Origin of the sequence: Mycobacterium bohemicum DSM 44277, assembly GCF_001053185.1 — a bacterium.
Classification (GTDB): Bacteria; Actinomycetota; Actinomycetes; order Mycobacteriales; family Mycobacteriaceae; genus Mycobacterium; species Mycobacterium bohemicum.
In genome coordinates this window covers 283564-308493 of the sequence record NZ_CSTD01000004.1, presented here as the reverse complement: position 1 = coordinate 308493, position 24930 = coordinate 283564, and the positions used below count along the sequence as shown (strand labels likewise).

Genomic DNA, 24930 nt, shown 5'->3' with positions numbered 1-24930 from the left:
TTCCGCCCCGGGGACACCGGCAACGAAACTCCGGGCGGCTGTGGATGAATGCCCAACTGTGGATAACACCGCCCGGTCTAGGGTGAGAACCATGCGGGTAGGCGTGTTGGGATCCAAGGGCAAAGTGGGGGCGACGATGGTCGGCGCGGTGCAGGCCGCCGACGACCTGACGCTGTCGGCGGAGGTCGACGCCGGTGACCCCCTGAGCCTGCTGACCGACGGCGACACCGAGGTGGTCATCGACTTCACCCATCCCGACGTGGTGATGGACAACCTGGAGTTCGTCATCGGCAACGGGATTCACGCCGTGGTGGGTACCACCGGCTTCACCGCGGAGCGCATCGAGCAGGTGCGGGCCTGGCTGGCCGACGCGCCCGGCGCGTCGGTGCTCATCGCGCCGAACTTCGCGATAGGTGCCGTCCTCTCCATGCATTTCGCCAAGCAGGCGGCGCGGTTCTTCGACTCGGCGGAGGTCATCGAGCTGCACCACCCGCAGAAGGCCGACGCCCCCTCGGGCACCGCGACGCGCACCGCCAAGCTCATCGCCGAGGCTCGGAAAGGTCTGCCGCCCAATCCCGATGCCACCAGCAGCGCCCTGCCCGGTGCGCGCGGCGCCGACATCGACGGCATCCCGGTGCACTCGGTTCGCCTGGCCGGGCTGGTCGCCCACCAGGAGGTGCTGTTCGGAACCGCGGGGGAGACGCTGACCATCCGCCACGACAGCCTGGACCGCACCTCGTTCGTGCCGGGCGTGTTGCTGGCGGTGCGGCGCATCAAGGAACACCCCGGCCTCACGGTGGGCATCGAGCCGCTGCTCGACCTGCAATGAAAGCGCTGCGCATCCAGCTGCTGATCGCGTTACTGTGCGTGGCGCTGCTGACCTACGCTGCGCTGTTGGGCCGCATGGCTTTTGCGTTGATCGGGTCTGGCCGGGCCGCCGCGGTGGGCCTCGGCCTGGCGGTGCTGGCCATGCCCGTCATCGGGCTGTGGGCCATGGTCGAGACGCTGCGGGCCGGGTTCGCCCACCAGAGGCTGGCCCGGCTGATCGCGGCGGACGGAATGGAACTCGACACCGGCGGGCTGCCGCGGCGGCCGTCGGGACGCATCGAACGCGACGCGGCCGACGCGTTGTTCGCCACGGTGCGCACGGAGGTGGAAAGCGACCCCGACGACTGGCGCCGCTGGTACCGGCTGGCCCGCGCCTACGACTACGCGGGTGACCGCCGGCGCGCGCGGGAAGCAATGAAGACGGCCGTGCAAATGCAGGGGCGCCGTTGACCAAGACGCTGCTCATCGTGCACCACACGCCGTCGCCGCACTGCCAGGAGATGCTCGAGGCGGTGATCTCCGGCGCGACGGACCCCGAGATCGAGGGCGTCGAGGTCATCAGGCGCCCGGCGCTGACGGTGTCGCCGGTGGAGATGCTGGAGGCCGACGGCTACCTGCTCGGCACTCCGGCGAATCTCGGGTACATCTCCGGCGCCTTGAAGCACGCGTTCGACTGCGCCTACTACCAGCTCCTCGACACCACCAGCGGGCGTCCATTCGGGGCCTACCTGCACGGCAACGAGGGCACCGAGGGAGCCGAGCGCGCCCTCGACGGCATCACCGCCGGGCTGGGTTGGGTCAAGGCGGTGAAGACCGTCACGGCGGCGGGCAAGCCCGGCAGGGGCGATCTCGAGGCGTGCTGGAACCTGGGCGCCACCGTCGCCGCGACGCTGATGGGGTGAGCGCCTCAAAGATACGACGGCACAAAGGCGTCGGCGGGCTGGGCCAGGGCCACCGCCGAGGCGGTCCCGAAGGGGCCGTGCCGGTCGAACAACGTGGCGCTGCCGGTGGCGACGCCTTGCGTGCCGTAGTGGCTCTGCGCGGCGAGGCCGACGTACTCGCCGTCGGGCAGCCGGCTCGCGGTGACGGTGTAGTCGGCGTTGATGTAGCGCAATCCGCCTGCGCCCCAATGCGAAAGGGAGCTCGTGATATCACCGACGAACGCCAGGCGGACCAACGGCGTGAGCGGGTGGCCGCGCACCATCGGCCGAAAGAGCCTCGTCCAGGCGAACTTCTGGCTGTCGGCCTGCTCCCACTCGGCCATCCCGCGGCTGCCCTCGCCGACCTCGGCGCCGTAGCTCCAGATGTGAAAAGGCATGTCGGGCGGGAAGCCGTCGGCGTTCGCCGGAAGCGGGGGCATCCGCACCGGCGTCGACCACACCCGTACGTCGGGATGCTCGCCGCGGCGCAGGAACAGCGCGCTGGCCCGCGCGACCACCTTCCCGTCCTGCACCAGGGTGCCGTCGACGAGCTTGATGCGCCGGCCCTCGCGCACCACCGACGTCCGGATTTGCACCGGCTCGAGCGGCACCGGGCGCAGCAGGTCGACCGTCAGGCGGGCGGGCTGAAGCCCGGGATCGATGCCGGATCGTTCTATGCCCCAGCCCAACAGCCCGCCGACGATCTGGCCTCCCATCGCGGCGCCCCAGGGTCCCCGTGTCATCGGTCCCGGCACGTAGGAGTCGCCGTCGACGGAGAAGTACGCCTCGGGCATGATGGCGGAATCCTCGGTCGTCACCGCATCACCATAGGCCAGGAGCAGAGTTAGGACCGGCCATGCCTGAAGTGATCGAAATCCCCCGCGACAAAAACCCCTTCGCCACGACCGGAGTGTCCCGGGACCTCGCCGGCATCCCGCGCTACGACGACTTGCCGAACACGTTGCTGGACATGCTCGCCGGGCACGTCGACCGCAGCCCTAACAGCGAGGCCGTGGTCGAACTCGGGGGTGGCCGCCTGACCTACCGGCAGCTGTGGGACCGCGCCGCCCGGGTGGCGGGCGGGCTGCGCGCGGCGGGCCTGAAACCCGGCGAGCGGGTGGCGGTGCGCCGTCCCGCCGGGATCGACTGGGTGCTGGCGTTCTGGGGCACCGTGATGGCGGGAGGTGTGGCGGTCGCGGGCAACACCCGTTCCGCGCCACCCGAGGTCGAGTTCGTGCTGAACGACTCCGGCGCGCACGTGGATCTCGCGCCGGAAACGCCGCTGCCCGACGGGCATCCCTACGTGACCGAACAACTCGGCCGCACCGACATCGCCGCGCTGTTCTACACGTCCGGCACCACCGGCCATCCCAAAGGCGTGCCGACGACACACGAGGCGTTCCTGACGAACACCGAGAATTCGGTCCGGTGCATGGGGCTGCCCCGCGATCTCGGGGAGGGGATGCGCACGCTGATCTCGGTTCCCTTGTTCCACGTGACCGGTTGCAACTCACAGCTTCTGGCGGCCGCCCGCGTCGGGGGAGCGTCGGTCATCATGCCCGCGCTCAACCTCGAGCAGCTGATCGCCGCGGTGGCGGGCGAACGCATCTCGAGCATGGTGACCGTTCCGGCGATCTATTCGTTACTGCTGCGGCACAACGGCTTTCGCGACGCCGACGTGTCCGGCGTCCGTTGGGTGGGCTACGGCGGCGCGCCGATCGCGCCGACGCTGGTGCGGGCCGTGAAGGACGCGTTCGCCGGTGCGACGGTGTTCAACGGGTACGGGATGACCGAGACCGCGTCGCTGATGACGGTCCTGCCGGACTCCGATGCCCTCGAACACGCCGACTCCGTCGGGTACGCGGTGCCCTCGGTCGACCTCGGGGTGATTCCGTTCGGCAACGACGGCGCCGAGGGCGAGCTGGTGACGCGCGGCGCCAACGTGACTGCCGGCTACTGGAAGCGGCCCGAAGCCAGCGCCGCCAGCATCGTCGACGGCTGGTTGCACACCGGCGACGTCGTGCGGGTCGACGACGCCGGCCGGGTGTACATCGTCGACCGGCTCAAGGACATCATCAACCGGGGCGGGGAAAACGTGTCCAGCGTCGAGGTGGAGGCCGTGCTGCTCGCCGCGCCCACCGTCGCGGACGCCTGCGTGCTGGCCGTGCCCGACGAGATCATGGGCGAAAAGGTCGGGGCCGTATTGTTCGGTGGCGCGGACGATGTCGACGTCGACGCCGTTCTGGACCACTGCCGGGAGCGGCTGGCCGACTTCAAGGTTCCGCAGTACGTCACGGTGGTCGGCGAGGCGTTGCCACGCAACGCCGGTGGCAAGCTGCTCAAGGGCAGCCTGCGCGCACAGGTGCAGTGGGGTGACCCACGTCGATGACCGAGTTTCCTTCATGACCGTGCTGATCGCCAACCGGGGCGAGATCGCGCTGCGAATCGTCCGGACCGCAACCGAACTGGGCATGCGGACGGTCGCCGTGTACGCCGAAGACGACGCCGGCAGCCCGCACGTGCATGCCGCCGACGAGGCGTTCGGCCTGCCGGGCACCGGGCCCAAGGCGTACCTGGATTCCGCGGCGCTGTTGGCGATCGCCGAGAAATCCGGCGCCGACTTGATTCATCCGGGCTACGGGTTTCTCAGCGAGAGCTCCGAATTCGCCCGCGCCTGCGCCGCGGCCGGGCGCACCTTCGTGGGGCCGGACGCCGACGTGCTCGAGGCGTTCGGTAACAAGTCCACGGCCCGGGCCGCGGCGGTGGCGGCCGGGCTCCCGGTGCTGCCGGCCACCCGGGGGCCGAGCAGCGTGGACGACGTCACGGCCTTCTTCGCGGCCCACGGCGGCGCCATCATGATCAAGGCGCTCGCCGGCGGCGGTGGCCGGGGCATGCGGAAGGTCACCGACGCTGACCAGATCGAGGCCGCCTACCGGCAATGCGCCGCCGAGGCTCAGCTCGGCTTCGGCGATCCGGCGCTTTTCGCCGAGGCCGTCCTCGACGCGGCGCGGCACATCGAGGTGCAGGTGGTCGGCGCACCCGCGGGCCACCAAACGCACGCGCTGGCGCTCGGCGACCGAGACTGTAGCATTCAACGGCGCTACCAGAAGATCGTGGAAATCGCTCCCGCGCAGGGCCTTTCCGGGGCGCTGCGGCGCGAGCTGCATCAGGCGGCCACGCGGTTGTGCGCGCGGGCCGGCCTGCGCGGGCTGGCCACCGTCGAATTCCTGCTCTCCGGAGACGAATTCGTCTTCCTGGAGGTCAACCCGCGCATCCAGGTGGAGCACACCGTCACCGAGGAGACCACCGGGCTGGACCTGGTCGCCGTCCAGCTGGCCATCGCCCGTGGTGCGTCGTACTACCAGCTCCGCCTGCCGGCCGGGACCGCCTCGGACGGCACCGAGGTCATCGGTGAGCCCGCGGCGCACCGGGGCATCGCCATCCAGGCGCGGGTCAACATGGAGACCCTCGCCCCCGACGGCTCCGTCGCACCCGCGGCGGGCGCGCTCACGGCCTTCTCGCCGCCGAGCGGCCCGGGTGTGCGCGTGGACACCTACGGCCGCCCGGGCCTGGCCGCCAACCCGCAGTACGACTCGCTGCTGGCCAAGGTCATCGCCCACGTGCACGCCCCGTCGTTCGAGGCGGCGGTGCGCAAGGCGCGGACCGCCCTGGGCGAATTCGGTATAGAGGGGGTCGCCACCAACATCGGTTTCCTCCGGGAGCTCTTGGCGGACAGCCGGGTTCAGTCCGGGTGGGTCACGACCGACTTCCTGGACGGACATCTTGCCGAGTTCGCCGCGGCGTCGGCGCACCCAAGGCCCGAGGCGCGGGTCACGGAGGTCGAACTGTATCCGGGCGAGGAAGCGCTGCGCGCGCACCTGGCCGGCACCGTCGTGGAGCTGGCACCCGAGGGCGCCGACTTCGGCCCCGGCGGCCAACTGGCGGTGCTGGAGGCGATGAAGATGCAGCACGTGCTGGTCGCGCCGGCGGCGTTGCGGACCGTGCGGAGCCTGGTGACGGTCGGCCAGGTCGTCGGCCCCGGAGACCCGCTGGTGATCTTCACCCGCGTCTCCCGGGGCGCCGACGGCGAGTCGGTCACGGCCGCCGCCGATCTCGACCGGCCGCGCGCCGACCTCGACGAGGTGCGCCGGCGCCATCTGCTGACCCTGGACGAGGGCCGCGACGCCGCGGTTGCCAAGCGGCACAAGCAAGGTCGCCGCACGGCCCGGGAGAACATCGCCGACCTGGTGGATCCCGGCAGCTTCGTCGAGTACGGCGCGCTGGCCATCGCCGCGCAGCGCAGCCGCCGCTCCGAAGAGGACCTGGTCGCCAACACCCCGGCCGACGGCCTCGTCGCGGGCCTGGCCACGATCGGGGCGGACCGCTTCGGGCGGCCCGCGGCCGAGGCCGCGGTGCTGTCCTACGACTACACGGTGCTGGCCGGCACCCAGGGCATGCGAAACCACGCCAAGACCGACCGGGTTTTCGAGCTGGCGGCCCGCCGGGGGCTGCCGGTGGTGCTGTTCGCCGAGGGCGGCGGCGGTCGGCCCGGGGACACCGACGTCGGCGGGCACGCCGGCCTCGACGTGCCGACCTTCCGGATGCTGGCCGGACTCGCCGGCCGGGTGCCGCTGGTGTCGATCGTCTCGGGCCGGTGCTTCGCCGGCAACGCCGCGCTGGCGGGCGTGTGTGACGTGATCATCGCGACCCCCGACGCCAACATCGGGATGGGCGGCCCGGCGATGATCGAGGGCGGCGGCCTGGGCGCCTACCCGCCGGAGGCCATCGGCCCGATCGACGTGCAACGCCGCAACGGCGTGGTCAGCCTGGTGGCGCGCGACGAGGCGCACGCCGTGTCGCTGGCCAAGCAGTACCTGTCCTATTTTCAGGGCAGCCTTCGCGAGTGGGAGGAGCCCGATCCGCGCCTGGCCCGGCATGTGGTGCCGCAGAACAGGTTACGGGCCTACGACGTACACCGGGCGATCGAGTCCATCGTGGACGTCGGCTCCGTGCTCGAACTGCGGCCCGACTACGGCGTCGGGATCGTGACCGCCCTGGTGCGCGTGGAGGGGGTCGCCTACGGGCTGATCGCGAACAGCACCCACCACCTGGGCGGCGCGATCGACGCCGAGGCCGCCGACAAGGCCGGTGACTTCCTGGCCCTGTGCGAGTCGTTCCGGTTGCCGCTGATCTCGCTGTGCGACACCCCCGGCTTCATGGTCGGGCCGGACGCGGAGAAGGAGGCGGCGGTCCGCCGGTTCGGCCGCATGTTCGTGCTGGGCGCCCGGCTGACCGTGCCAGTTGGAATGATCATCCTGCGCAAGGGATACGGGCTCGGCGCGATGGCAATGGCGGGCGGCTCGTTCCGCGCCCCACAGTTCACCGTCGCCTGGCCCACCGGGGAGATCGGCGGCATGGGGCTGGAAGGCGCTGTGCGCCTGGGCTTCAGCAAGGAGCTGGCCGCCGTGGCCGACCAATCCGAGCGGCAGGCGCTCTTCGACAAGCTGGTGGCGGCGGCCTACGAGCACGGCAAGGCGCTGCGCTCGGCCACCACCTTCGAGCTCGACGACGTCATCGACCCGGCCGATTCCCGGGCCTGGATCACCAGGCTGGCGGGATGAACCGCTCCCGCCCCTGGCGCCTCTGCCGATTCCGCGAGGTTTAGATTCGCTACATCGGCGATGCGCTCACCCCCTACTGCAGAAGGCGTGCACATGACCTCATCCGACCTGACCGGCCGAACCGCCATCATCACCGGCGCCTCGCGCGGAATCGGGCTGGCGATCGCGCAGCAATTGGCGGCCGCGGGCGCCAACGTCGTGCTCACCGCCCGCAAGCAGGAGGCGGCCGAAGACGCCGCGGCCCAGGTGGGGGAGAAGGCCTTGGGGGTTGGCGCGCACGCCGTCGACGAGGACGCCGCGCGGCGCTGCGTCGACCTCACCCTCGAGAGATTCGGCAGCGTCGACATCCTGGTCAACAACGCCGGCACCAATCCGGCCTACGGGCCGCTGATCGACCAGGATCACGCCCGGTTCACCAAGATCTTCGACGTCAACCTGTGGGCACCCCTGCTATGGACGTCGCTCGCCGTCAAGTCGTGGATGGGCGACCACGGCGGCGCCATCGTCAACACCGCCTCGATCGGCGGCATGCACCAGTCCCCGGCGATGGGCATGTACAACGCCACCAAGGCCGCGCTCATCCACGTGACCAAGCAACTGGCGCTCGAACTTTCACCCAAGGTCCGGGTCAACGCGATCGCCCCGGGCGTGGTGCGCACGAAACTGGCCGAGGCGCTGTGGAAAGACCACGAGGACCCGCTGGCGTCGACCATCGCGCTCGGGCGCATCGGTGAGCCGATCGACGTGGCGAACGCGGTCGCGTTCCTCGTTTCCGACGCGGCGAGCTGGATCACCGGCGAGACCATGGTCATCGACGGCGGCCTCCTGCTGGGCCCAGCGCAAGGATTCCAGTCCGCATCGGGCGGCGCGCGATGACGGCGGACGACCTGGAGGCCCGGGTCAAGGCCCTGCTCGACGCGTACGACCCTGGAACGAGTGACCCGCGCGAATTCCTTGGCGCGCAATACGATGCGGGCCTGGCATGGGTCCACCTGCCCGAGGGTTTCGGCGGGCTCGGCCTGCCACGCTCGGCCCAGGAGCGGGTGAACGCCCAACTCGCCGCGGCGGGGGCGCCGGTGGGCGGCACCGTCAAGAACTTCATCGGCATGGGTATGGCGGCACCGACGATCGCCGCGTTCGGAACCGACGAGCAAAAACGAAAGTTCCTGCGCCCCTTGTTCACCGGGGAACACGTCTACTGCCAGTTGTTCAGCGAGCCGGGCGCGGGATCGGATCTGGCCGGCGTCGCCACCCGCGCGGTGCGCGACGGCGACGAATGGATCGTCAACGGGCAGAAGGTGTGGACCTCGATGGCGCAGCACGCGCAGATGGCCATCCTCGTCGCCCGCACAGACCCGACGGTGCCCAAACACGCTGGTCTGACCTACTTTCTGTGCGACATGACCCAGCCCGGCGTCGACGTGCGGCCGCTGCGCCAGATCACCGGGGAAGCCGAGTTCAACGAGGTGTTCCTCACCGATGTGCGGGTGCCCGACGCGAATCGGCTCGGCCCCGAGGGCGGCGGCTGGCGCGTCGCGACCACCACGCTGAACAACGAGCGGGTCGCGATCGGTTCGCAGGCCGGCACTCCGCGCGAGGGCGGGCACATCGGCAAGGTGGCCGAGGCGTGGCGCGAGGAGCCGCACTTGCGCAACCCCGCGATGCACGACGAGCTGATGCGGCTGTGGGTCGAGGCGGAGGTGCTCCGGCTGGCGGGTGAACGATTGCGGCAGCAGGCCAGCGCCGGCCAGCCCGGCCCGGAAGGCGCCGGCATGAAAGTGGCATTTGCCCGGCTGGCGCAAGCCGTTTCGGGATTCGACATCGAGCTGCACGCCGAATCCGGCCTGCGCTACGACGATTGGACGATGCGCAGGACGGAGGTCGTCGACCTGGTCGGGCGCGAACCCGGCTACCGGTATCTGCGGGCCCGCGGCAATTCGATTGAAGGCGGCACCTCGGAAATACTGCGCAACACCATCTCCGAGCGGATCCTCGGCCTGCCGGGCGAACACCGTGTCGACAAGGACGTCGCCTGGAAGGACCTGAACCGATGAGCGCGGGCGACCTGCTCTACTCCGACACCGAGGAGGCCCTGCGCGACGGCGTGCGCCAGCTGTTCGCCGACCGCTGTCCGCCCGAACAGGTGGCGCGCGCCTACGATCCCCAGCCGCAGGACTTTTCGGCGGTATGGCAGACGCTGGCCGCCGAGCTGGGGGTGGCCGGGCTGCTGGTCCCCGAGGCGCTCGGCGGTGCCGGCGCGACCGCGCGCGAGGCCGACGACGCGAGCGTGGCCGCGGCCACCGCCCAGGCGTACTGCAGCGGCGTCGCCGTGCACGCCGCCGAGGAATGCGTGCAGCTGCACGGCGGCATCGGGATGACGTGGGAGTATCCGGCGCACCTGTACCTCAAGCGCGCCAAGAGCGACCAGTTGGCGCTGGGCACCGCCTACCGCCACCGCGCGCGGCTGGCCGAACTGGTGGGCCTGCCCGCCGGTTAGGTCAGGCGCGATCCGGATCCACGCTGTTGAGCCAGAGCTCCTCGGTGCGGTCGTGGAAGGTGACCAGCGCAACGGTGTCGTCGCGGCGTCGCATGGCCGACTTGCTCATGCTGGCCCACACCGAGTGGCCGTCCTTGTGCCTCAGCACGACGCGGCGCTGGGCGCTCGTTCCGGCCAGCACGATCCACGTGTCGTCGGCCGGCAGGGTGACGAAGAATTCGTCGAAGCTCATCGACTGCAATTCGCCGGCCAAGTAGCCCGTCATCCGGCAGAACGGGCCGTTGGCGAACAGGACCGTCCCGGCGCGGTCAACCGCCAGGGCGGGCGTCGGTAGCCGCTCCAACGCGACGAGTGCGGGCATCCGCTGCAGGTCGTCGATGGGCGACTGGCCTGGTGGTTTCGGGCGTCGACGCTCGACCCGTCGGCCGCCGTCAGGTGCCGGAACGTCTGCGAACACGCGGTCCCCCCCGTCGTCGCTGTGGCACTGCGCCCGGATGCGGTTGAGCTCGCTTTCTGCTAAACGCGCTGCCAGCAAATGCTAAGGCCAAGTCGGTTGATAAGTCCACAGCGCGAGGGGCGAGTTTGCAATTTGGCACGTGGCGACTGGTTTGGCGGAACTGCGCAACTTTTCGACGTGGACGTTGCCGGGCGCGCTTAGCTGACGCTGCGGTACGGCCCGCGTTGCGGAGCGACAGGCATCTCCGCAGCAAATTCATCTACATCGGCGTCACCGCGGCAGCGCCGACCCGAACACCTCCGTGATCGCCTCCCAGTGCCGCTCGGCGGCCGCCGCGTCGTAGGGCGCGTTGTCCGGAACCGCGAACCCGTGGCCCGCCGAATACCACTCGATGGTGTGCGATACCCCGGCCGCCGTCAGCGCCTTGTCCAGCCGCTCGGCGTCGTCGGCGGTGAACGACGCGTCGTTCTCGGCGCCGCCCACGTAGATCCTGGCGGTCATCCGGTCGGCCAGCAGGTGTGGGCTGTCCGTGCCGTCGCTCACCAGTCCGCCGCCGTGGAAGGATGCGGCCGCGGCGACGCGGTCGGGCAGACGGCCGGCCACCACCAGCGAGGTGCGTCCGCCCATGCAGTAGCCGCAGACGCCGAATCGGTCCCCGGAGACCTCCGGCCGGGCGGCCAGGTAGTCGAAGAACGCGCCGGCGTCGGCCGCCATCTTGTCCGGGGTGATGCTGCCGATCATCGAAAACAACCGGTTGCGCTCGTCCTTGTCGCCGAACACCGTCGCCATGTCGAACGGGGCCCAGTCGCCGCTGCGGTAGTACACGTCGGGCAGCAGCACCGCGTAGCCGAATCCGGCGAGCTTGGCGGCCATCTGGTCGAAGGTGTCGCGAACGCCGCCGGCGTCGCAGTACATGACCACGCCGGGCCACGGGCCCGGGCCCTCGGGGGTGAACAGGCGGACGGCGCAGGTGCCGTCCGGGGTCGTGATGCTGTCGGTGATCTTGGGCATGGCATCCGTTCTACTCTTGCGATCGCCGCTGGGATTTTCGGGCGGCGACCCGCCGCGCCCGGCTTCGCCGCGCTTGCGATCGCCGCTGGGATTTTCGGGCGGCGACCCGCCGCGCCCGGCTTCGCCGCGCTTGCGATCGCCGCTAAGCTGACCGCGTGCCGATCCCCACCCCCTACGAGGACCTGCTGCGACTGGTGCTCGAGCGGGGCGCGGCCAAATCCGACCGCACCGGCACCGGCACCCGCAGCCTGTTCGGCCAGCAGATCCGCTACGACCTGTCGGCCGGGTTTCCGCTGCTGACCACCAAGAAGGTGCACCTCAAATCGGTGGTCTACGAATTGCTGTGGTTCCTGCGCGGCGACTCCAACGTCGGCTGGCTGCACGAGCACGGCGTCACCATCTGGGACGAATGGGCCAGTCCCACAGGCGATCTCGGCCCGGTCTACGGCGTGCAGTGGCGGTCCTGGCCCACCCCGTCCGGCGAGCACATCGACCAGATCAGCGCGGCGCTGGAGTTGCTGCGCACCGATCCCGACTCGCGGCGCATCATCGTCTCGGCGTGGAACGTCAGCGACATCCCGCGGATGGCGCTGCCGCCGTGCCACGCCTTCTTCCAGTTCTACGTGGCCGATGGGCGGCTGAGCTGCCAGCTGTATCAGCGCAGCGCCGACCTGTTCCTCGGTGTGCCGTTCAACATCGCCAGCTACGCGTTGCTCACCCACATGATGGCCGCGCAGGCCGGCCTGGAGGTGGGGGAGTTCGTCTGGACGGGCGGGGACTGCCACATCTACGACAACCACGTCGAGCAGGTGCGGCTGCAACTGAGCCGCGAGCCCCGACCGTACCCCGAACTCGTTCTCGCCCATCGGGATTCGATATTCGACTACACCTACGAAGATGTGGTCGTGAAAAACTACGATCCGCACCCGGCGATCAAAGCCCCCGTAGCGGTATGACGCGGACGACCGAGGTGGGCCTGGTGTGGGCCCAGTCGACGTCGGGCGTCATCGGGCGCGGCGGCGACATCCCCTGGCGGGTGCCCGAGGACCTCGCCCGCTTCAAGGAGATCACCATGGGCCACACCGTGGTCATGGGCCGGCGCACCTGGGAATCGCTTCCGGCCCGGGTCCGGCCGTTGCCGGGCCGCAGGAACGTCGTGCTGTCCCGCCGGACCGACTACCGGGCCGAGGGCGCAGAGGTGGTCGGTCGCCTCGACGACGCCCTCTCCGACCCGCAGACCTGGATCATCGGCGGCGCGCAGATCTACCTCCTGGGGCTGCCGCTCGCCACCCGGTGTGAGGTCACCGAGGTCGACATCGCCTTGCCACGCGACGACGACGACGCGCTGGCGCCGGTCCTCGACGAGGCCTGGCTGGGGCAGGCGGGGGACTGGCAGGTCAGCCGGGCGGGGCTGCGCTACAGGTTCCACACCTACCGTAGGGCGTGACGGTCGGCGCCCGCCGCCGCTGACATACTCGAACCCGGGGGTCGGTTCCATCGGCGTTACCCGACATTTCCAGGAGGGGGGAATCGAAGTGATCACCGAACCCGCGAAAGCGTTCTCGCGCACGTTCAGGGGTTACGACACGGGTGCGGTTGACGCCCACATCGAACTGTTGACCACCAAGCAGAAGCTGCTGGTCGACGACGTCGACAGCCTGCGGGCGCGGCTGAAGGAATCCGCTGACGAGGTCGCCGCGCTGCGCAAAGAGATCGGCGTGCTCACCGACACGTCGCCGTCGCCGCACGCGGTGCAAAAGCGGATGGCCAAGATGCTGCGGCAGACCGTCGACGAGGTTTCCGAGATGCGCGCCGAGGCGCGAGCCGAGGCCGACGGGCTGATTGCCGAGGCCGAGGCGGAGGCGGAGGCCGCGCGGCAAAAGCACGAACGGGAGCTGGCCGAGCTGGCCGCGCAGCGAAAGGCCCTGGAACTCGAATACCGGGAGACCAAAAAGAAGCTGGACGCCGAGCTGGCCGCCATGCGCGCCGACGCCGATTCGGCGATCGAACAGGCGTGGCGCGACGCCCGGCGGGAGGCCGATCACTATCGGGAGCAGGCCCAGCGGGCGGCCGACGAGGCGAGTCAGCAGCGCATCGGCATCCTCGAGCAACTGCGGGCCGTATACCGCGAACTCGAACCCGTCCCGGCGGCCCTCGAGGCGGCCTACCGGGAGCACAAGAGCTCACCGGAACTCAGCGCGGTGGTACCGCTGGAGCGCAAAGTCAGCACCGGCTAGCCCGGCCGACCGGTATTGTCGGCGCCGTGCCGATCGGTAACGGTAAGCTCACCGCCGCCCAGGCGCGACGCATTGCCGTTGCGGCCCAAGGGTTTAGCGGGCAGCGGCCGGCCGCAGCGATCACCCGGGCGCACCTGCGGCGGCTCATCGCGCGCATCCAGGTGCTGCAACTGGATTCGGTGTCGGTGGCGGTGCGCGCGCATTACGCGCCGGTGTTCAGCCGGCTCGGCCCGTACGACCGCGACGTGCTGGACCGCGCCGCGTGGGGCCCCCGGCCCGCGCGGCTGCTGGCCGAATACTGGGCGCACGAGGCGGCCCTGATGGCCGTCGAGGACTGGCCGTTGCTGCGCTGGCGGATGCGCGAGTACCGGCACGGGCGCTGGCGCACCCACATCGCCAGGGACAACCCGAAACTCGTCGACGACGTGATCGCTGCGGTCGCCGAGCTGGGCCCGAGCACGGCGGGGGAGATCGAGGCGCACCTGGAGGCCGGGTCGAGCCGGACCAAGGGCGCCTGGTGGAACCGCAGCGACACCAAGTGGATCGCCGAGGCGCTCTTCGCGGCCGGGGTCCTGACGACCGCCACCCGGGTCGGCTTCGCGCGCCACTACGACCTGGTAGAACGGGTGCTGCCGCCGAGCGTGCTGGCCCGCGAGGTCGACGACGACGAGGCCGTGCGCGAGCTCACCCTGCGGGCCGCCGGCGCGCTGGGCGTCGGCACCGAGGCGGACATCCGCGACTACTTTCGACTGTCGGCTCAGCAGGTCACGCCCGCCATCGCCGACCTCGTGGCCGCCGGCGAGATCGAGCCGGTAGCCGTGGACGGCTGGTCGGCGCCGGCCTATGTGCGCGCCGGCCAGGCGGTGCCGCGCCGGGACAACGGCACGGCGCTGCTGTGCCCGTTCGATCCGCTGATCTTCTTCCGGCCGCGGGTGGAGCGGCTGTTCGGCTTCCACTACCGCATCGAGATCTACACCCCGGCCCACAAGCGCCGCTACGGCTACTACGTGTGGCCGCTGCTGCTCGACGGGCGGCTGGTCGCGCGGGTCGACCTCAAGGCCGACCGGGTCGCGGGCACATTGCGCGTCGTCGGCGCCTTCGCCGAGGCCTCGGTGAGTGATCCCGTGCCCCGGGCCCGGGTCGCCGCGGCGCTGGCCGGCGAGCTCGCGTCGATGGCGTCGTGGCTGGGCCTCGCCGGGTTCAGCGTGGCCGACCGGGGCGATCTGGCGGGGGAGCTGCAGCGCGCGGGCTGATGGAGGCGCGGGCGCGCCCGACTGCCGGGATATGGTGAGCGCCATGGCCGAGACCGCGCCGCTGCGCGTGCAACTGATCGCCAAGACCGATTTCGTGGCGCCCGCGGACGTGCCGTGGGCCACCGACGCCGACGGCGGCTCGGCGCTGGTCGAGTTCGCCGGCCGCGCCTGCTACCAGAGCTGGTCGAAGCCCAATCCCCGGACCGCGACGAACGCCGGCTACCTCAAGCACATCATCGACGTCGGGCATTTCTCGGTGCTCGAGCACGCGAGCGTGTCGTTCTACATCACCGGCGTCTCGCGGTCGTGCACCCACGAGCTGATCAGGCATCGGCACTTCTCCTACTCGCAGCTCTCGCAGCGGTATGTGCCGGAAGGGGATTCGCAGATCGTCGTGCCGCCGGGCCTGGACGACGACCCCGAGTTGCGGCAGATCCTGGCGGACGCGGCCGACGCGAGCCGCGCCACCTACGCCGACCTGCTGGCCCGGCTCGAGGCGAAGTTCGCGCCGGGCCAGGCCGACGAAAACGTGGGAGTGCTGCGGCGCAAGCAGGCCCGCCAGGCCGCTCGCGCCGTGCTGCCCAACGCGACCGAGACGCGCATCGTCGTGACCGGGAACTACCGGGCCTGGCGGCATTTCATCGCGATGCGCGCCAGCGAGCACGCCGACTTGGAGATCCGCCGCCTGGCCATCGAGTGCCTGCGCCAGCTCACCGGCGTGGCCCCCGCGGTGTTCGCCGACTTCGAGGTCGTCACGCTGGCCGACGGCACCGAGGTCGCCACGAGCCCGCTGGCCACCGAGGCCTGAGCCGCGGGACCACTCTCGTCACTCCCGTCACGGCTCGGGAGGCGTGCGACGTTGTGCCCGCCTCATAGCGACAACCACCCCGACGCCACCGGGATTGTCGCTAGAAGGCGGGCACATCGGCACGTCCCCAGCTTTCTGTGACGGGTGTGACGCCCAGGCCGCGCCCGCCCGCGGATGCAAATCGGCTTGCCGGGGCCAGGTAACCTGAACACCGTGAACACCGTCGGATTCGACGCCCCCGCACGCTTGGGGACCCTGCTGACCGCGATGGTGACACCGTTTCGCGCCGACGGCTCTCTGGACACCGCCGCCGCCGCGCACCTGGCGAACCACCTGGTGGACGCCGGCTGCGACGGCCTGGTGGTCTCGGGAACCACCGGCGAGTCGCCGACCACCACCGACGACGAGAAACTCGAGCTCCTGCGGGTCGTGCTGGAAGCCGTGGGCGACCGGGCCCGGATCGTCGCGGGCGCGGGAACCTACGACACCGCCCACAGCGTCCGACTGGCAAAGGCGTGCGCGGCCGAGGGCGCGCACGGGCTGTTGGTGGTCACGCCCTATTACTCGAAGCCGCCGCAGAGCGGGTTGATCGCCCATTTCACCGCCGTCGCCGACGCGACCGACCTGCCGGTGGTGCTCTACGACATCCCGCCGCGGTCGGTGATCCCGATCCAGCCCGAGACCATCCGCGCCCTGTCCGCCCACCCGAACATCGTCGGCATCAAGGACGCCAAGGGCGACCTGCACTCCGGCGCGGAATTGATGGCCGAAACCGGGTTGGCGTACTACTCCGGCGACGACGCGCTGAACCTGCCCTGGCTGGCGATGGGCGCCACCGGCTTCATCAGCGTGATCTCCCACGTGGCCGCGGGCCAGCTGCGAGACATGTTGTCCGCGTTCGCTTCCGGGGACGTCGCGACCGCGCGGAAGGTCAACGTCAACCTCGCCCCGCTGTGCAACGCGATGGCCCGCCTCGGCGGCGTGACGATGTCCAAGGCGGGCCTGCGCCTGCAGGGCATCGACGCCGGCGACCCGCGGCTGCCCCAGATGCCGGCCACGCCGGAGCAACTCGACGCGCTGGCCGCCGACATGCGCGCGGCCGCGGTGCTCAGGTGAGTCGCGCGTGAACCAGGACCTCGCCCCACCGGGACCTCTGCCTCCCGGCGGGCTGCGGGTCACCGCGCTCGGCGGCATCAACGAAATCGGCCGCAACATGACGGTTTTCGAACATCTCGGCCGGTTGCTGATCATCGACTGCGGGGTCATGTTCCCCACCCACGACGAGCCCGGCGTCGACCTGATCCTGCCGGACCTGCGGCACATCGAGGACCGGCTCGACGACGTCGAGGCCCTGGTGCTGACGCACGCGCACGAGGATCACATCGGCGCCATCCCGTTCCTGCTCCGCCTGCGGCCCGACATCCCGGTCGTCGGCTCCAAGTTCACCCTGGCGCTGGTCGCCGCCAAATGCCGCGAACACCGCATCAAGCCGGCTTTCATCGAGGTCGCCGAGGGGCAGCGCACCACCCACGGCGTCTTCCAGTGCGAATACTTCGCGGTCAACCACTCCATCCCCGACGCGCTGGCCATCGCGGTCCACACCGGCGCGGGCACCGTCCTGCACACCGGCGACATCAAGCTCGACCAGCTGCCGCTGGACGGGCGTCCCACCGACCTGCCCGGGATGTCCCGGCTGGGCGACGCCGGGGTGGACCTGCTGCTGTGCGACTCGACCAACTCCGAGATCCCCGGCGTCGGGCCCTCGGAGAGCGAGGTGGGCCCGCCCCTGCACCGCCTCATCCGCGGCGCCGACGGCCGGGTCATCGTGGCGTGCTTCGCCTCCAACGTGGACCGGGTGCAGCAGATCATCGACGCCGCGGTGGCCCTGGGCCGGCGGGTGGCGTTCGTCGGGCGGTCCATGGTGCGCAACATGGCCATCGCGCGGGAGCTGGGCTTCCTGCGGGTGGACGACGCCGACCTGCTCGACATCGCCGCCGCCGAGATGGCGCCGCCGGAGCGGCTGGTGCTCATCACCACCGGAACCCAGGGCGAACCCATGTCGGCGTTGTCGCGGATGTCGCGCGGCGAGCATCGCAGCATCACGCTGACATCCGATGACCTGATCATCCTGTCCTCGTCACTGATCCCGGGCAACGAGGAAGCCGTCTACGGCGTGATCGACTCCCTGGCCAAGATCGGCGCCCGCGTCGTCACCAATCAGCAAGTACGGGTTCATGTTTCGGGCCACGCCTACGCGGGTGAACTGCTGTTCCTCTACAACGGGGTGCGGCCGCGCAACGTGATGCCGGTGCACGGAACCTGGCGGATGCTCCGGGCGAACGCCAAGCTGGCCGCGCGCGCCGGGGTGCCCGAGGAGTCGATCGTGTTGGCGGAGAACGGCGTCAGCGTCGACCTGATCGCCGGCCGTGCCGGCATCGCCGGTGCCGTGCCGGTCGGCAAGATGTTCGTCGACGGCCTGATCACCGGCGACGTCGGCGACATCACGTTGGGGGAGCGGCTGATCCTGTCGTCCGGGTTCGTCGCGGTCACCGTGGTGGTCGGCCGGGGCACCGGCCGACCGGTGGCCGTGCCGCACCTGCATTCCCGCGGCTTCTCCGAGGACCCCAAGGCGCTCGAGCCCGTCGTGCGCAAGGTCGAGGCGGAACTGGAATCCCTCGCCGCTGAGCGGGTCACCGATCCCGCGCGCATCGCGCAGGCCGTGCGGCGCACCGTCGGCAAGTGGGTGGGGGAGACCTATCGCCGGCAGCCGATGATCGTGCCGACAGTCATCGAGGTCTGAGGGCTCTTTGCGGCCTAGACCTTCTCCGCGAAGGCCGACCATTCCACCTGGGAGGCTTTGAGTTTCCGGCCGGTGGGCTCAACGTAGCGCCGGACGAGGTCGTCGGGCCCGGCCTGTTCCACCAGCCGCCACCCGTAGGCGGCGATGAAATCGCCGACCTCCTCGGGCTGTAATCCGAAGTGCCACAGCTGCCGGCGTTCACGCACGCTGCGATACAGGGTGCGGGTGCCGTATCGGTTCGTCCCGTCGATGAAGTCCCGGCGGACGTAGGTGAACAGCAGCCTGCTGCCCGGCGCGGCCGCGCGCAACCCCTCCAGGGTTCGCCGGACGGTTTCCTCGCTGAGGTACTGCGTCACGCCCTCACAGATGAAGAACGCGCGGTAATCGGTGCGAAAACCGTGCTCCGCCAGAGACGTCAGCAGGTCGTCGCGCTCCAGGTCCAGCGCCACCAGCCGCACCGACAGCGGCGCCCCCCCCACCCCCCGCCGCACCGTCTCCAGCTTCCTGGCGATGTTGACCGGCAGGTCCACCTCGAACACCGGGATGCGGACCCGCCGGGTCAGCCGGTACGGACGGGTGTCCAGGCCGGCGCCCAGGATGACCACGGCCTCGATTCCCGGGAGCGCCTCGTCGAGCTTGTCGCCGATGAATCGCTTGCGGCAGGCCAGGTTTGCCCACAGCCCGCGGCCCGACCACTCCGATGCCCGGATCATCGCGCGGCGCACGGGGGCGACCCGGGTGGCGGTCACCAGCCAGCGTAGGGGCGCCGGCAAGAACAGGTTGGCCAGGTCGTCGTCCACGAGCCGGCGCTCGGGTGGCTCGTTCTGCTCGACGGCCGCCAGGACCATCGGCCCGAAGGCCGTCTGCGCCACCATGTTCCGGCTCATGGCGGGCTACTTGTTCAGGAAGCCCGCATCGACCGGCAGGGTGACCCCGGTGATGTAACGGGCCTGGTCGGACACCAGCCATGCCACCGCGTTGGCGATGTCCTCGGCCTGCAGGACCTCCACCGGCAGCGCATTGCCCATGGCTCCCGGCGTGTCCGTCGCCGCGGCCATCTTGGCCAGCCACTCCCGGGTGAACTCGTTGTTGATCATGGGGGTTTCCACGCCGGTGGGATGGATGGAGTTGACCCGGATATTCTGCCCCGCAAGGAGGTTCGCGTAGACCCGCATCAACCCGACCACCCCGTGCTTGGCGGCGGCGTAGCCGACCGAACCCGCGTCCGGGCTGCCGACACCGGCCAGCCCGGCGGCCGAACTGATCAACACGATCGACCCGCCGGCGCCCTGGGAGACCATCGTCGGGATCGCCGCCTTGATGGTGTGGTAGACGCCGGTGAGGTTGACGTCGATGACGTCGCGCCAGCCGTCGTCGCCGGATTGCATGGGGGCGATGCCGGCGTTGGCCACGACGATGTCGAGCCGGCCGAGCTCGTCGAGCCCGGCCTGCAGCGCGGCGGACAGCGACCGGCGGTCGCGCACGTCGCCCTGCTTGGCCACGATGCGGGCGCCGGTGTCCTCGACCAGTTTCACGGTGGCGGCCAGATCCTCGGGTGTGGCCAGGGGGTAGGGGACGCTGGCGATCTGGTCGCACAGGTCGACCGCGATGATGTCCGCACCGTCCGCGGCCAGCCGGACCGCGTGCGCCCGGCCCTGGCCGCGCGCGGCGCCGGTGATTAAGGCGACCTTCCCGCTCAGGGGGCCGCCGCGGGGTGCGCTCGTGGGGCCGCTCATCAGCGGCGCAGCTGTCCCTTGTCCGCGTCGCCCGCCGGAACCGGCTGCAGCATCTTGATGTCCGGCGCGCCGGCCAGGTGCTCCCCGACCGCCGCGAACATCTTGCCGATCGCCGGCGCGGTGCTGTGGGTCTTGAGCGCCTCCTCGTCGGCCCACTGCTCGACGAAGACGAAGGTCTCCCCGCTCTGGTGCAGCGAGTAGAGCTGGCAGCCGGGTTCGTCGTGCACTTCTGACACAGCGGTGGTCAGGATGTCGCGGACGGTGTCGACCGACTCGGGTTTGACGGTCATGGTGGCGACGACGACGACGGGCATGCTGGGGGCTCCTCGGGTGTGTGGCACGGGGTGACGGCTGTCACCCTACCCACTCGCCGGCGGGCCGCTTCGGTGATCCCGCGGCGGCCGAACCGACACACTTTTGTGACCAGTGTGGCAGATGGTGAATTTGAGGCGATAGCGACTAGGCTGGTCCCCATGCCGAGTAAGACCGTCGCCCGCTCCGGGACCCGAACGAGCAGGTCAAAGGCCGCTTCGCGGAGCGCATCGAGACGCGCCCGACCGGCGCCCCCGCTGCTCGGCGCGTCCGTCGTCGTCGCCGCGAGCTCGTGGTTCCACGCCGCCCGGCCCGTCGGCGCCTGGGTGGACACCGTGCTGCGGACCTTCATCGGCTCGGGTGTCCTGGTGCTGCCGCTGATCACCGCGGCGGTGGCGGTCGCGCTGATGCGAACCGAGCCGAACCCCGACGCGCGGCCCCGGCTGATCCTGGGCGCCAGCCTGATCGCACTGTCCGTGCTGGGCCTGCGCCACCTGTGGTCGGGCTCCCCGCAAGACCCCGAATTGCGCCGTCGCGCAGCCGGATTCATCGGCTTTGCGATCGGCGGGCCGCTGTCCGACGGGCTGTCTGCCTGGATCGCCGCGCCGCTGTTGTTCATCGGGGCGCTGTTCGGCCTGCTGTTGCTGACCGGGACCACGATCAAAGAGGTGCCCGACGTGGTGCGTGCCATGTTCGGGACCCGGCTCATGCGCGATGACGACGTCGCCTACGACTACGCAGACGAGTTCGACGACGACCAGCCCCGCGAAGACTTCTCCGACGGCTACTACGACGAGTCGCCGGCGGAGGAACCGCAGGCGTGGCCGTCGGCCAAGGCCGCACCGGCCGCGCTCGACGAGCCGATCGCCGACGACTCTCCGACCATTCCGGAGCCGGGGCGAAGCCGCCGTCGCGCCAAGAAGCAGGAAACGCAGATCGTGGACCGCGTCGTCGAGGGGCCCTACACCCTGCCGCCGCTGAGCCTGCTGGTCGCGGGCGACCCGCCCAAGAAGCGCAGCGCCGCCAACACCGTCATGGCCGACGCCATCGGCGAGGTGCTCAACCAGTTCAAGGTCGACGCCGCCGTCACCGGCTGCACGCGCGGCCCCACCGTCACCCGCTACGAGGTGGAGCTGGGGCCCGGGGTCAAGGTGGAGAAGATCACCGCCCTGCAGAAGAACATCGCCTACGCCGTGGCCACCGAGAGCGTCCGCATGCTGGCCCCGATCCCGGGCAAGTCCGCGGTCGGCATCGAGGTGCCCAACACCGACCGCGAGATGGTGCGGCTGGCCGACGTGCTGACCGCGCCGTCCACCCGCCGCGACCACCACCCGCTGGTGATCGGGCTGGGCAAGGACATCGAGGGCGACTTCATCTCGGCCAACCTGGCCAAGATGCCGCACCTGCTGGTCGCGGGCTCCACCGGATCCGGCAAGTCCAGCTTCGTCAACTCGATGCTGGTCTCGCTGCTGACCCGGGCCACACCCGAGGAGGTCAGGATGATCCTGATCGACCCGAAGATGGTGGAACTCACGCCGTATGAAGGCATTCCGCACCTGATCACGCCGATCATCACCCAGCCGAAGAAGGCCGCGGCCGCGCTGGCGTGGCTGGTCGAGGAGATGGAACAGCGCTACCAGGACATGCAAGCCTCGCGGGTGCGGCACATCGACGACTTCAACGACAAGGTGCGCTCGGGGGCCATCACCGCCCCGCTGGGCAGCCAGCGGGAGTACCGGCCCTACCCGTACGTCGTCGCGATCGTCGACGAGCTCGCCGACCTGATGATGACGGCGCCCCGCGACGTCGAGGACGCGATCGTGCGGATCACCCAGAAGGCGCGCGCCGCCGGCATCCACCTGGTGCTCGCCACCCAGCGGCCGTCGGTCGACGTCGTCACCGGGCTCATCAAGACCAACGTGCCGTCGCGGCTGGCGTTCGCCACGTCGTCGCTCACCGACAGCCGGGTGATCCTGGACCAGGCCGGCGCCGAGAAACTGATCGGGATGGGCGACGGCCTGTTCCTGCCCATGGGGGCCGGCAAGCCGATCCGGCTGCAGGGCGCCTACATCACCGACGAGGAGATCCAGGCCGTCGTCGCCGCCTGCAAGGACCAGGCCGAACCCGAGTACACCGAGGGCGTCACCACCGCCAAGCCCACCGGCGAGCGCACCGACGTCGACCCCGACATCGGCGACGACATGGACGTGTTCCTGCAGGCCGTGGAGCTGGTGGTATCCAGCCAGTTCGGCTCCACCTCGATGCTGCAGCGCAAGCTGCGCGTCGGGTTCGCCAAGGCCGGCCGGCTGATGGATCTGATGGAGACCCGCGGCATCGTCGGGCCCTCCGAGGGGTCCAAGGCCCGGGAGGTGCTGGTCAAGCCCGACGAGCTGGCCGGCACGCTGGCGCTGATCCGCGGCGGGGCCGACGCCGACGGGGGCGACCCCGAGTAGCGCGGTAGCCCCTTGGCGCGAGCAGACGCAGAATCCCACTGGAAGAGCGCATTTAGTGCGATTCTGCGTCTGCTCGCGGGAGGCGCCCCCAGCTCGCGGGGCTAGAGGACCAGCAGCATCCGGGAGTTGCCCAGGATGTTGGGCTTGACGTAGCTCAGATCCAGGAACTCGGCGACGCCGATGTCGTAGGAGCGACACATCTCCTCGAACACCTCTGCGGTCACCGGGGTGCCCTCGATCTCGGTGAACCCGTGCTTGCCGAAGAACTCGGTCTCGAAGGTCAGCACGAACAACCGCTCCAACTGCAGTTCGCGGGCGACCTCCAGGAGCCGGTTGACGATCGCGTGCCCGATGCCGCGGCCGGTCATTGCCGGATCGACCGCGACGGTGCGGATCTCGCCGAGGTCCGCCCACAGCACGTGCAGCGCCCCGCAGCCCACCACCCTGCCGTCAATCTCGGCCACCCAGAACTCCTGAACGGCCTCATAGAGCGTGACGAGGTTCTTCTCCAGAAGGATCTTCCCGGAATAGGTGTCGACGAGGTGTTTGATGGCGGGCACGTCAGAGGTGCGCGCACGCCGGACTGTCGGCCGGTGATCCTGTCGACTTTCGGTCACGGGTAACAGTATCGGCATCGGGATCGGTCGCGCTGGTCAACCGCTATTCTGTTGCCGTGTCGGGGCAGCCGGAAACGGGTCCAGTGACGGGACCTCCGGACCCCGTCCGCATCGCCAACCTGGCGAACGTTCTGACGCTGCTGCGGCTGGTGCTGGTGCCGATTTTCCTGCTCGCGCTCTTTGCCGGGGACGGCCGCCAAACCGCCTTTCGGCTAGTGGCTTTCGTGGTTTTCGCGGTCGCCTGCATCACCGACCGGCTGGATGGTCTGCTGGCCCGCAACTACGGCATGGCCACCGAATTCGGCGCGTTCGCCGATCCGATCGCCGACAAGACGCTGATCGGGTCGGCGCTGATAGGGCTGTCGATGCTCCACGAGCTGCCGTGGTGGGTCACCGTGGTGATCCTGGTCCGCGAGGTCGGGGTGACCCTGCTGCGGTTGGCGGTCATTCGCCGCGGCGTCATCCCCGCCAGCATGGGCGGCAAGCTCAAGACGGTGGTCCAGGCCGTCGCGATCGGGTTGTTCATCCTGCCGCTCTCCGGCCCATTCATCGTGGCGGCCTCGGTGGTGATGGCGGTCGCGATCCTGCTGACGATCGTCACCGGCATCGACTACGTGGCCTCGACCGTCCGGGAGGTCCGTCGGACGCCCGGCCGCTGAGTCGCTCACCGCGCGGTCCTGGCGGGCCGGGCTGCGCCAGCGCGCGGCCGTTCGGGCCGAGATCGGTTTGCCCGCCACCGATCCCGGGCCGCTGCGGCGGCTGATCGCCACCCTGCCCGCCCTGGAGCTCCCACGTCCGGACTGGCCGGCGGAGGCGGTGGTGGTGGGCCCGCTGCATTTCGAGCCGACCGACCGCGTGCTGGACATCCCGCCGGGCCGGGGACCCGTGGTGGTGGTGGCGCCGTCGACCGCCCTGACCGGCACCGAAGGGCTGGCCGAGGTCGCGCTGGGGTGCCTTGTCCCCGGGGAGACGCTGCCCGAGGGTTCGCGCCTGGTGGTGTCCCGGCTGGGCGGCCCGCAGGTGCCGGTGCCGCCGTGGGCGGTGGTGGGGCTGGGACGCCAGGACGACCTGCTCACGCGCGCCGACGTGGTGATCTGCGGGGGCGGCCACGGCATGGTGGCCAAGACACTGCTCGCCGGGGTCCCCCTGGTGGTGGTGCCCGGCGGCGGGGACCAGTGGGAGATCGCCAACCGGGTGGTGCGCCACGGCAGCGGGAGGCTGATCCGGCCGCTGACCGCCGACGCGCTGGCCGCCGCGGTGGGCGAGGTGCTGGCCTCGCCCGGCTACCGGGAGGCGGCGCGGGCGGCCAGTTCGAGCGTCGCCGGGGTCGCCGACCCGGTGCGGGTGTGCCGCGAAGCGCTTGCTTTGGCGGGGTGAATC

General features: G+C 70.4%; 24 protein-coding genes and 1 pseudogene. 18 read left to right on the top strand and 7 right to left on the bottom strand.

The window, feature by feature from the left end; genetic code table 11:
- Positions 1-91: 91 nt before the first annotated feature.
- The 3 genes from dapB to BN971_RS18750 are packed head-to-tail and all read left to right on the top strand — an operon-like array spanning position 92 to position 1730.
- On the top strand, positions 92-829 hold the full coding sequence (gene dapB / locus BN971_RS18760) for a 4-hydroxy-tetrahydrodipicolinate reductase (protein WP_085181322.1): 738 nt from the start codon (positions 92-94) through the stop codon (positions 827-829).
- Positions 826-1278, top strand: a complete 453-nt coding sequence (locus BN971_RS18755) for a hypothetical protein (protein WP_085181321.1) — start codon at positions 826-828, stop codon at positions 1276-1278. Before dapB ends, BN971_RS18755 begins: the two co-directional genes overlap by 4 nt.
- 50 nt (positions 1279-1328) lie before the next feature.
- Positions 1329-1730, top strand: coding sequence for a flavodoxin family protein (locus BN971_RS18750; RefSeq protein WP_169718603.1), 402 nt, complete (start codon positions 1329-1331; stop codon positions 1728-1730).
- 5 nt (positions 1731-1735) lie between these two features.
- Here the strand turns inward: BN971_RS18750 and BN971_RS18745 are convergent, their stop codons facing one another.
- Positions 1736-2566, bottom strand: coding sequence for a thioesterase family protein (locus BN971_RS18745; protein ID WP_170322198.1), 831 nt, complete (start codon positions 2564-2566; stop codon positions 1736-1738).
- 38 nt (positions 2567-2604) lie between these two features.
- On the opposite strand from BN971_RS18745, the gene BN971_RS18740 reads away from it, so the two are divergent.
- The 5 genes from BN971_RS18740 (at position 2605) to BN971_RS18720 (ending at position 9866) form a co-directional block, all read left to right on the top strand.
- Positions 2605-4137, top strand: a complete 1533-nt coding sequence (locus tag BN971_RS18740) for a class I adenylate-forming enzyme family protein (protein WP_170322197.1) — start codon at positions 2605-2607, stop codon at positions 4135-4137.
- A gap of 13 nt (positions 4138-4150) precedes the next feature.
- Positions 4151-7369 carry an acetyl-CoA carboxylase family protein gene (locus BN971_RS18735; protein WP_085181318.1) on the top strand — a complete coding sequence of 1073 codons (3219 nt, stop codon included), beginning with the start codon at positions 4151-4153 and terminating at the stop codon, positions 7367-7369.
- Between the two features lie 93 nt (positions 7370-7462).
- A complete protein-coding gene (locus tag BN971_RS18730) occupies positions 7463-8245 on the top strand; it encodes an SDR family oxidoreductase (protein ID WP_085181317.1) in 783 nt (260 codons plus the stop codon).
- Positions 8242-9423 (top strand): acyl-CoA dehydrogenase family protein, encoded by a 1182-nt coding sequence (locus BN971_RS18725; protein WP_085181316.1) that lies wholly within the window; start codon positions 8242-8244, stop codon positions 9421-9423. Before BN971_RS18730 ends, BN971_RS18725 begins: the two co-directional genes overlap by 4 nt.
- A complete protein-coding gene (locus BN971_RS18720; protein WP_090350436.1) occupies positions 9420-9866 on the top strand; it encodes an acyl-CoA dehydrogenase family protein in 447 nt (148 codons plus the stop codon). The genes BN971_RS18725 and BN971_RS18720 overlap by 4 nt, the downstream gene beginning before the upstream one ends.
- A gap of 1 nt (position 9867) precedes the next feature.
- Here BN971_RS18720 and BN971_RS18715 read toward each other — a convergent pair whose 3' ends face one another.
- Together BN971_RS18715 and BN971_RS18710 are read right to left on the bottom strand one after the other, a co-directional pair.
- Positions 9868-10323, bottom strand: a complete 456-nt coding sequence (locus BN971_RS18715) for a PAS domain S-box protein (RefSeq protein ID WP_139027145.1) — start codon at positions 10321-10323, stop codon at positions 9868-9870.
- A gap of 270 nt (positions 10324-10593) precedes the next feature.
- Positions 10594-11334 carry a dienelactone hydrolase family protein gene (locus BN971_RS18710; protein WP_085181313.1) on the bottom strand — a complete coding sequence of 247 codons (741 nt, stop codon included), beginning with the start codon at positions 11332-11334 and terminating at the stop codon, positions 10594-10596.
- A gap of 155 nt (positions 11335-11489) precedes the next feature.
- On the opposite strand from BN971_RS18710, the gene BN971_RS18705 reads away from it, so the two are divergent.
- The 7 genes from BN971_RS18705 to BN971_RS18675 all read left to right on the top strand — a co-directional run bounded on the left by BN971_RS18705 (position 11490) and on the right by BN971_RS18675 (position 18432).
- On the top strand, positions 11490-12290 hold the full coding sequence (locus BN971_RS18705) for a thymidylate synthase (RefSeq protein ID WP_085181312.1): 801 nt from the start codon (positions 11490-11492) through the stop codon (positions 12288-12290).
- The gene (locus tag BN971_RS18700) at positions 12287-12781 is read left to right on the top strand and encodes a dihydrofolate reductase (RefSeq protein ID WP_085181311.1); all 495 of its coding nucleotides are present in this window, start codon (positions 12287-12289) and stop codon (positions 12779-12781) included. Before BN971_RS18705 ends, BN971_RS18700 begins: the two co-directional genes overlap by 4 nt.
- Positions 12782-12869: 88 nt before the next feature.
- Positions 12870-13571: a DivIVA domain-containing protein gene (locus tag BN971_RS18695; protein WP_085181310.1), complete on the top strand. Its 702-nt coding sequence runs from the start codon at positions 12870-12872 to the stop codon at positions 13569-13571.
- A gap of 32 nt (positions 13572-13603) precedes the next feature.
- Positions 13604-14824, top strand: a complete 1221-nt coding sequence (locus tag BN971_RS18690) for a winged helix-turn-helix domain-containing protein (RefSeq protein ID WP_085181377.1) — start codon at positions 13604-13606, stop codon at positions 14822-14824.
- Between the two features lie 43 nt (positions 14825-14867).
- Entirely contained in the window at positions 14868-15632 is a 765-nt protein-coding gene (thyX, locus tag BN971_RS18685; protein ID WP_085181376.1) for an FAD-dependent thymidylate synthase, read from the top strand.
- A gap of 213 nt (positions 15633-15845) precedes the next feature.
- Positions 15846-16748: a 4-hydroxy-tetrahydrodipicolinate synthase gene (gene dapA, locus BN971_RS18680; protein WP_085181309.1), complete on the top strand. Its 903-nt coding sequence runs from the start codon at positions 15846-15848 to the stop codon at positions 16746-16748.
- Positions 16749-16755: 7 nt separating this feature from the next.
- Positions 16756-18432: a ribonuclease J gene (locus tag BN971_RS18675; RefSeq protein WP_090350434.1), complete on the top strand. Its 1677-nt coding sequence runs from the start codon at positions 16756-16758 to the stop codon at positions 18430-18432.
- 14 nt (positions 18433-18446) lie between these two features.
- Here the strand turns inward: BN971_RS18675 and BN971_RS18670 are convergent, their stop codons facing one another.
- From BN971_RS18670 to BN971_RS18660, 3 genes are read right to left on the bottom strand one after another with little or no spacing between them, the layout of a single operon-like run.
- Positions 18447-19319: an SAM-dependent methyltransferase gene (locus BN971_RS18670; protein ID WP_090350432.1), complete on the bottom strand. Its 873-nt coding sequence runs from the start codon at positions 19317-19319 to the stop codon at positions 18447-18449.
- Positions 19320-19325: 6 nt separating this feature from the next.
- Complete coding sequence (locus BN971_RS18665) at positions 19326-20168, bottom strand: mycofactocin-coupled SDR family oxidoreductase (RefSeq protein WP_085181306.1); 843 nt, start codon at positions 20166-20168, stop codon at positions 19326-19328.
- Positions 20168-20482, bottom strand: coding sequence for a putative quinol monooxygenase (locus BN971_RS18660; protein ID WP_085181305.1), 315 nt, complete (start codon positions 20480-20482; stop codon positions 20168-20170). Before BN971_RS18660 ends, BN971_RS18665 begins: the two co-directional genes overlap by 1 nt.
- Before the next feature lie 159 nt (positions 20483-20641).
- Between BN971_RS18660 and BN971_RS18655 the strand changes: the two genes are divergently transcribed.
- Positions 20642-22933: an FtsK/SpoIIIE family DNA translocase gene (locus tag BN971_RS18655; RefSeq protein ID WP_170322196.1), complete on the top strand. Its 2292-nt coding sequence runs from the start codon at positions 20642-20644 to the stop codon at positions 22931-22933.
- Between the two features lie 101 nt (positions 22934-23034).
- Here BN971_RS18655 and BN971_RS18650 read toward each other — a convergent pair whose 3' ends face one another.
- Positions 23035-23550, bottom strand: coding sequence for an amino-acid N-acetyltransferase (locus BN971_RS18650; RefSeq protein ID WP_170322195.1), 516 nt, complete (start codon positions 23548-23550; stop codon positions 23035-23037).
- A 56-nt stretch (positions 23551-23606) separates the two neighbouring features.
- On the opposite strand from BN971_RS18650, the gene pgsA reads away from it, so the two are divergent.
- Both pgsA and BN971_RS18640 read left to right on the top strand, forming a co-directional pair.
- A complete protein-coding gene (gene pgsA / locus BN971_RS18645) occupies positions 23607-24209 on the top strand; it encodes a CDP-diacylglycerol--glycerol-3-phosphate 3-phosphatidyltransferase (RefSeq protein WP_085181302.1) in 603 nt (200 codons plus the stop codon).
- Between the two features lies 1 nt (position 24210).
- A pseudogene (locus tag BN971_RS18640) lies at positions 24211-24927 on the top strand (glycosyltransferase); the annotation flags it as partial.
- Between the last annotated feature and the right edge of the window lie 3 nt (positions 24928-24930).

Excerpts from the sequence above, each read along its gene's own strand:
- BN971_RS18730 (WP_085181317.1), top strand. The coding sequence starts at position 7,463 with ATGACCTCATCCGACCTGACCGGCCGAACCGCCATCATCACCGGCGCC.
- BN971_RS18700 (WP_085181311.1), top strand. The coding sequence starts at position 12,287 with ATGACGCGGACGACCGAGGTGGGCCTGGTGTGGGCCCAGTCGACGTCG.
- dapB (WP_085181322.1), top strand. The coding sequence starts at position 92 with ATGCGGGTAGGCGTGTTGGGATCCAAGGGCAAAGTGGGGGCGACGATG.
- BN971_RS18755 (WP_085181321.1), top strand. The coding sequence starts at position 826 with ATGAAAGCGCTGCGCATCCAGCTGCTGATCGCGTTACTGTGCGTGGCG.
- BN971_RS18720 (WP_090350436.1), top strand. The coding sequence starts at position 9,420 with ATGAGCGCGGGCGACCTGCTCTACTCCGACACCGAGGAGGCCCTGCGC.
- BN971_RS18725 (WP_085181316.1), top strand. The coding sequence starts at position 8,242 with ATGACGGCGGACGACCTGGAGGCCCGGGTCAAGGCCCTGCTCGACGCG.
- BN971_RS18735 (WP_085181318.1), top strand. The coding sequence starts at position 4,151 with ATGACCGTGCTGATCGCCAACCGGGGCGAGATCGCGCTGCGAATCGTC.
- BN971_RS18740 (WP_170322197.1), top strand. The coding sequence starts at position 2,605 with ATGCCTGAAGTGATCGAAATCCCCCGCGACAAAAACCCCTTCGCCACG.
- BN971_RS18750 (WP_169718603.1), top strand. The coding sequence starts at position 1,329 with ATGCTCGAGGCGGTGATCTCCGGCGCGACGGACCCCGAGATCGAGGGC.
- BN971_RS18660 (WP_085181305.1), bottom strand. The coding sequence starts at position 20,482 with ATGCCCGTCGTCGTCGTCGCCACCATGACCGTCAAACCCGAGTCGGTC.
- thyX (WP_085181376.1), top strand. The coding sequence starts at position 14,868 with ATGGCCGAGACCGCGCCGCTGCGCGTGCAACTGATCGCCAAGACCGAT.
- BN971_RS18710 (WP_085181313.1), bottom strand. The coding sequence starts at position 11,334 with ATGCCCAAGATCACCGACAGCATCACGACCCCGGACGGCACCTGCGCC.
- BN971_RS18670 (WP_090350432.1), bottom strand. The coding sequence starts at position 19,319 with ATGAGCCGGAACATGGTGGCGCAGACGGCCTTCGGGCCGATGGTCCTG.
- BN971_RS18665 (WP_085181306.1), bottom strand. The coding sequence starts at position 20,168 with ATGAGCGGCCCCACGAGCGCACCCCGCGGCGGCCCCCTGAGCGGGAAG.
- BN971_RS18655 (WP_170322196.1), top strand. The coding sequence starts at position 20,642 with ATGCCGAGTAAGACCGTCGCCCGCTCCGGGACCCGAACGAGCAGGTCA.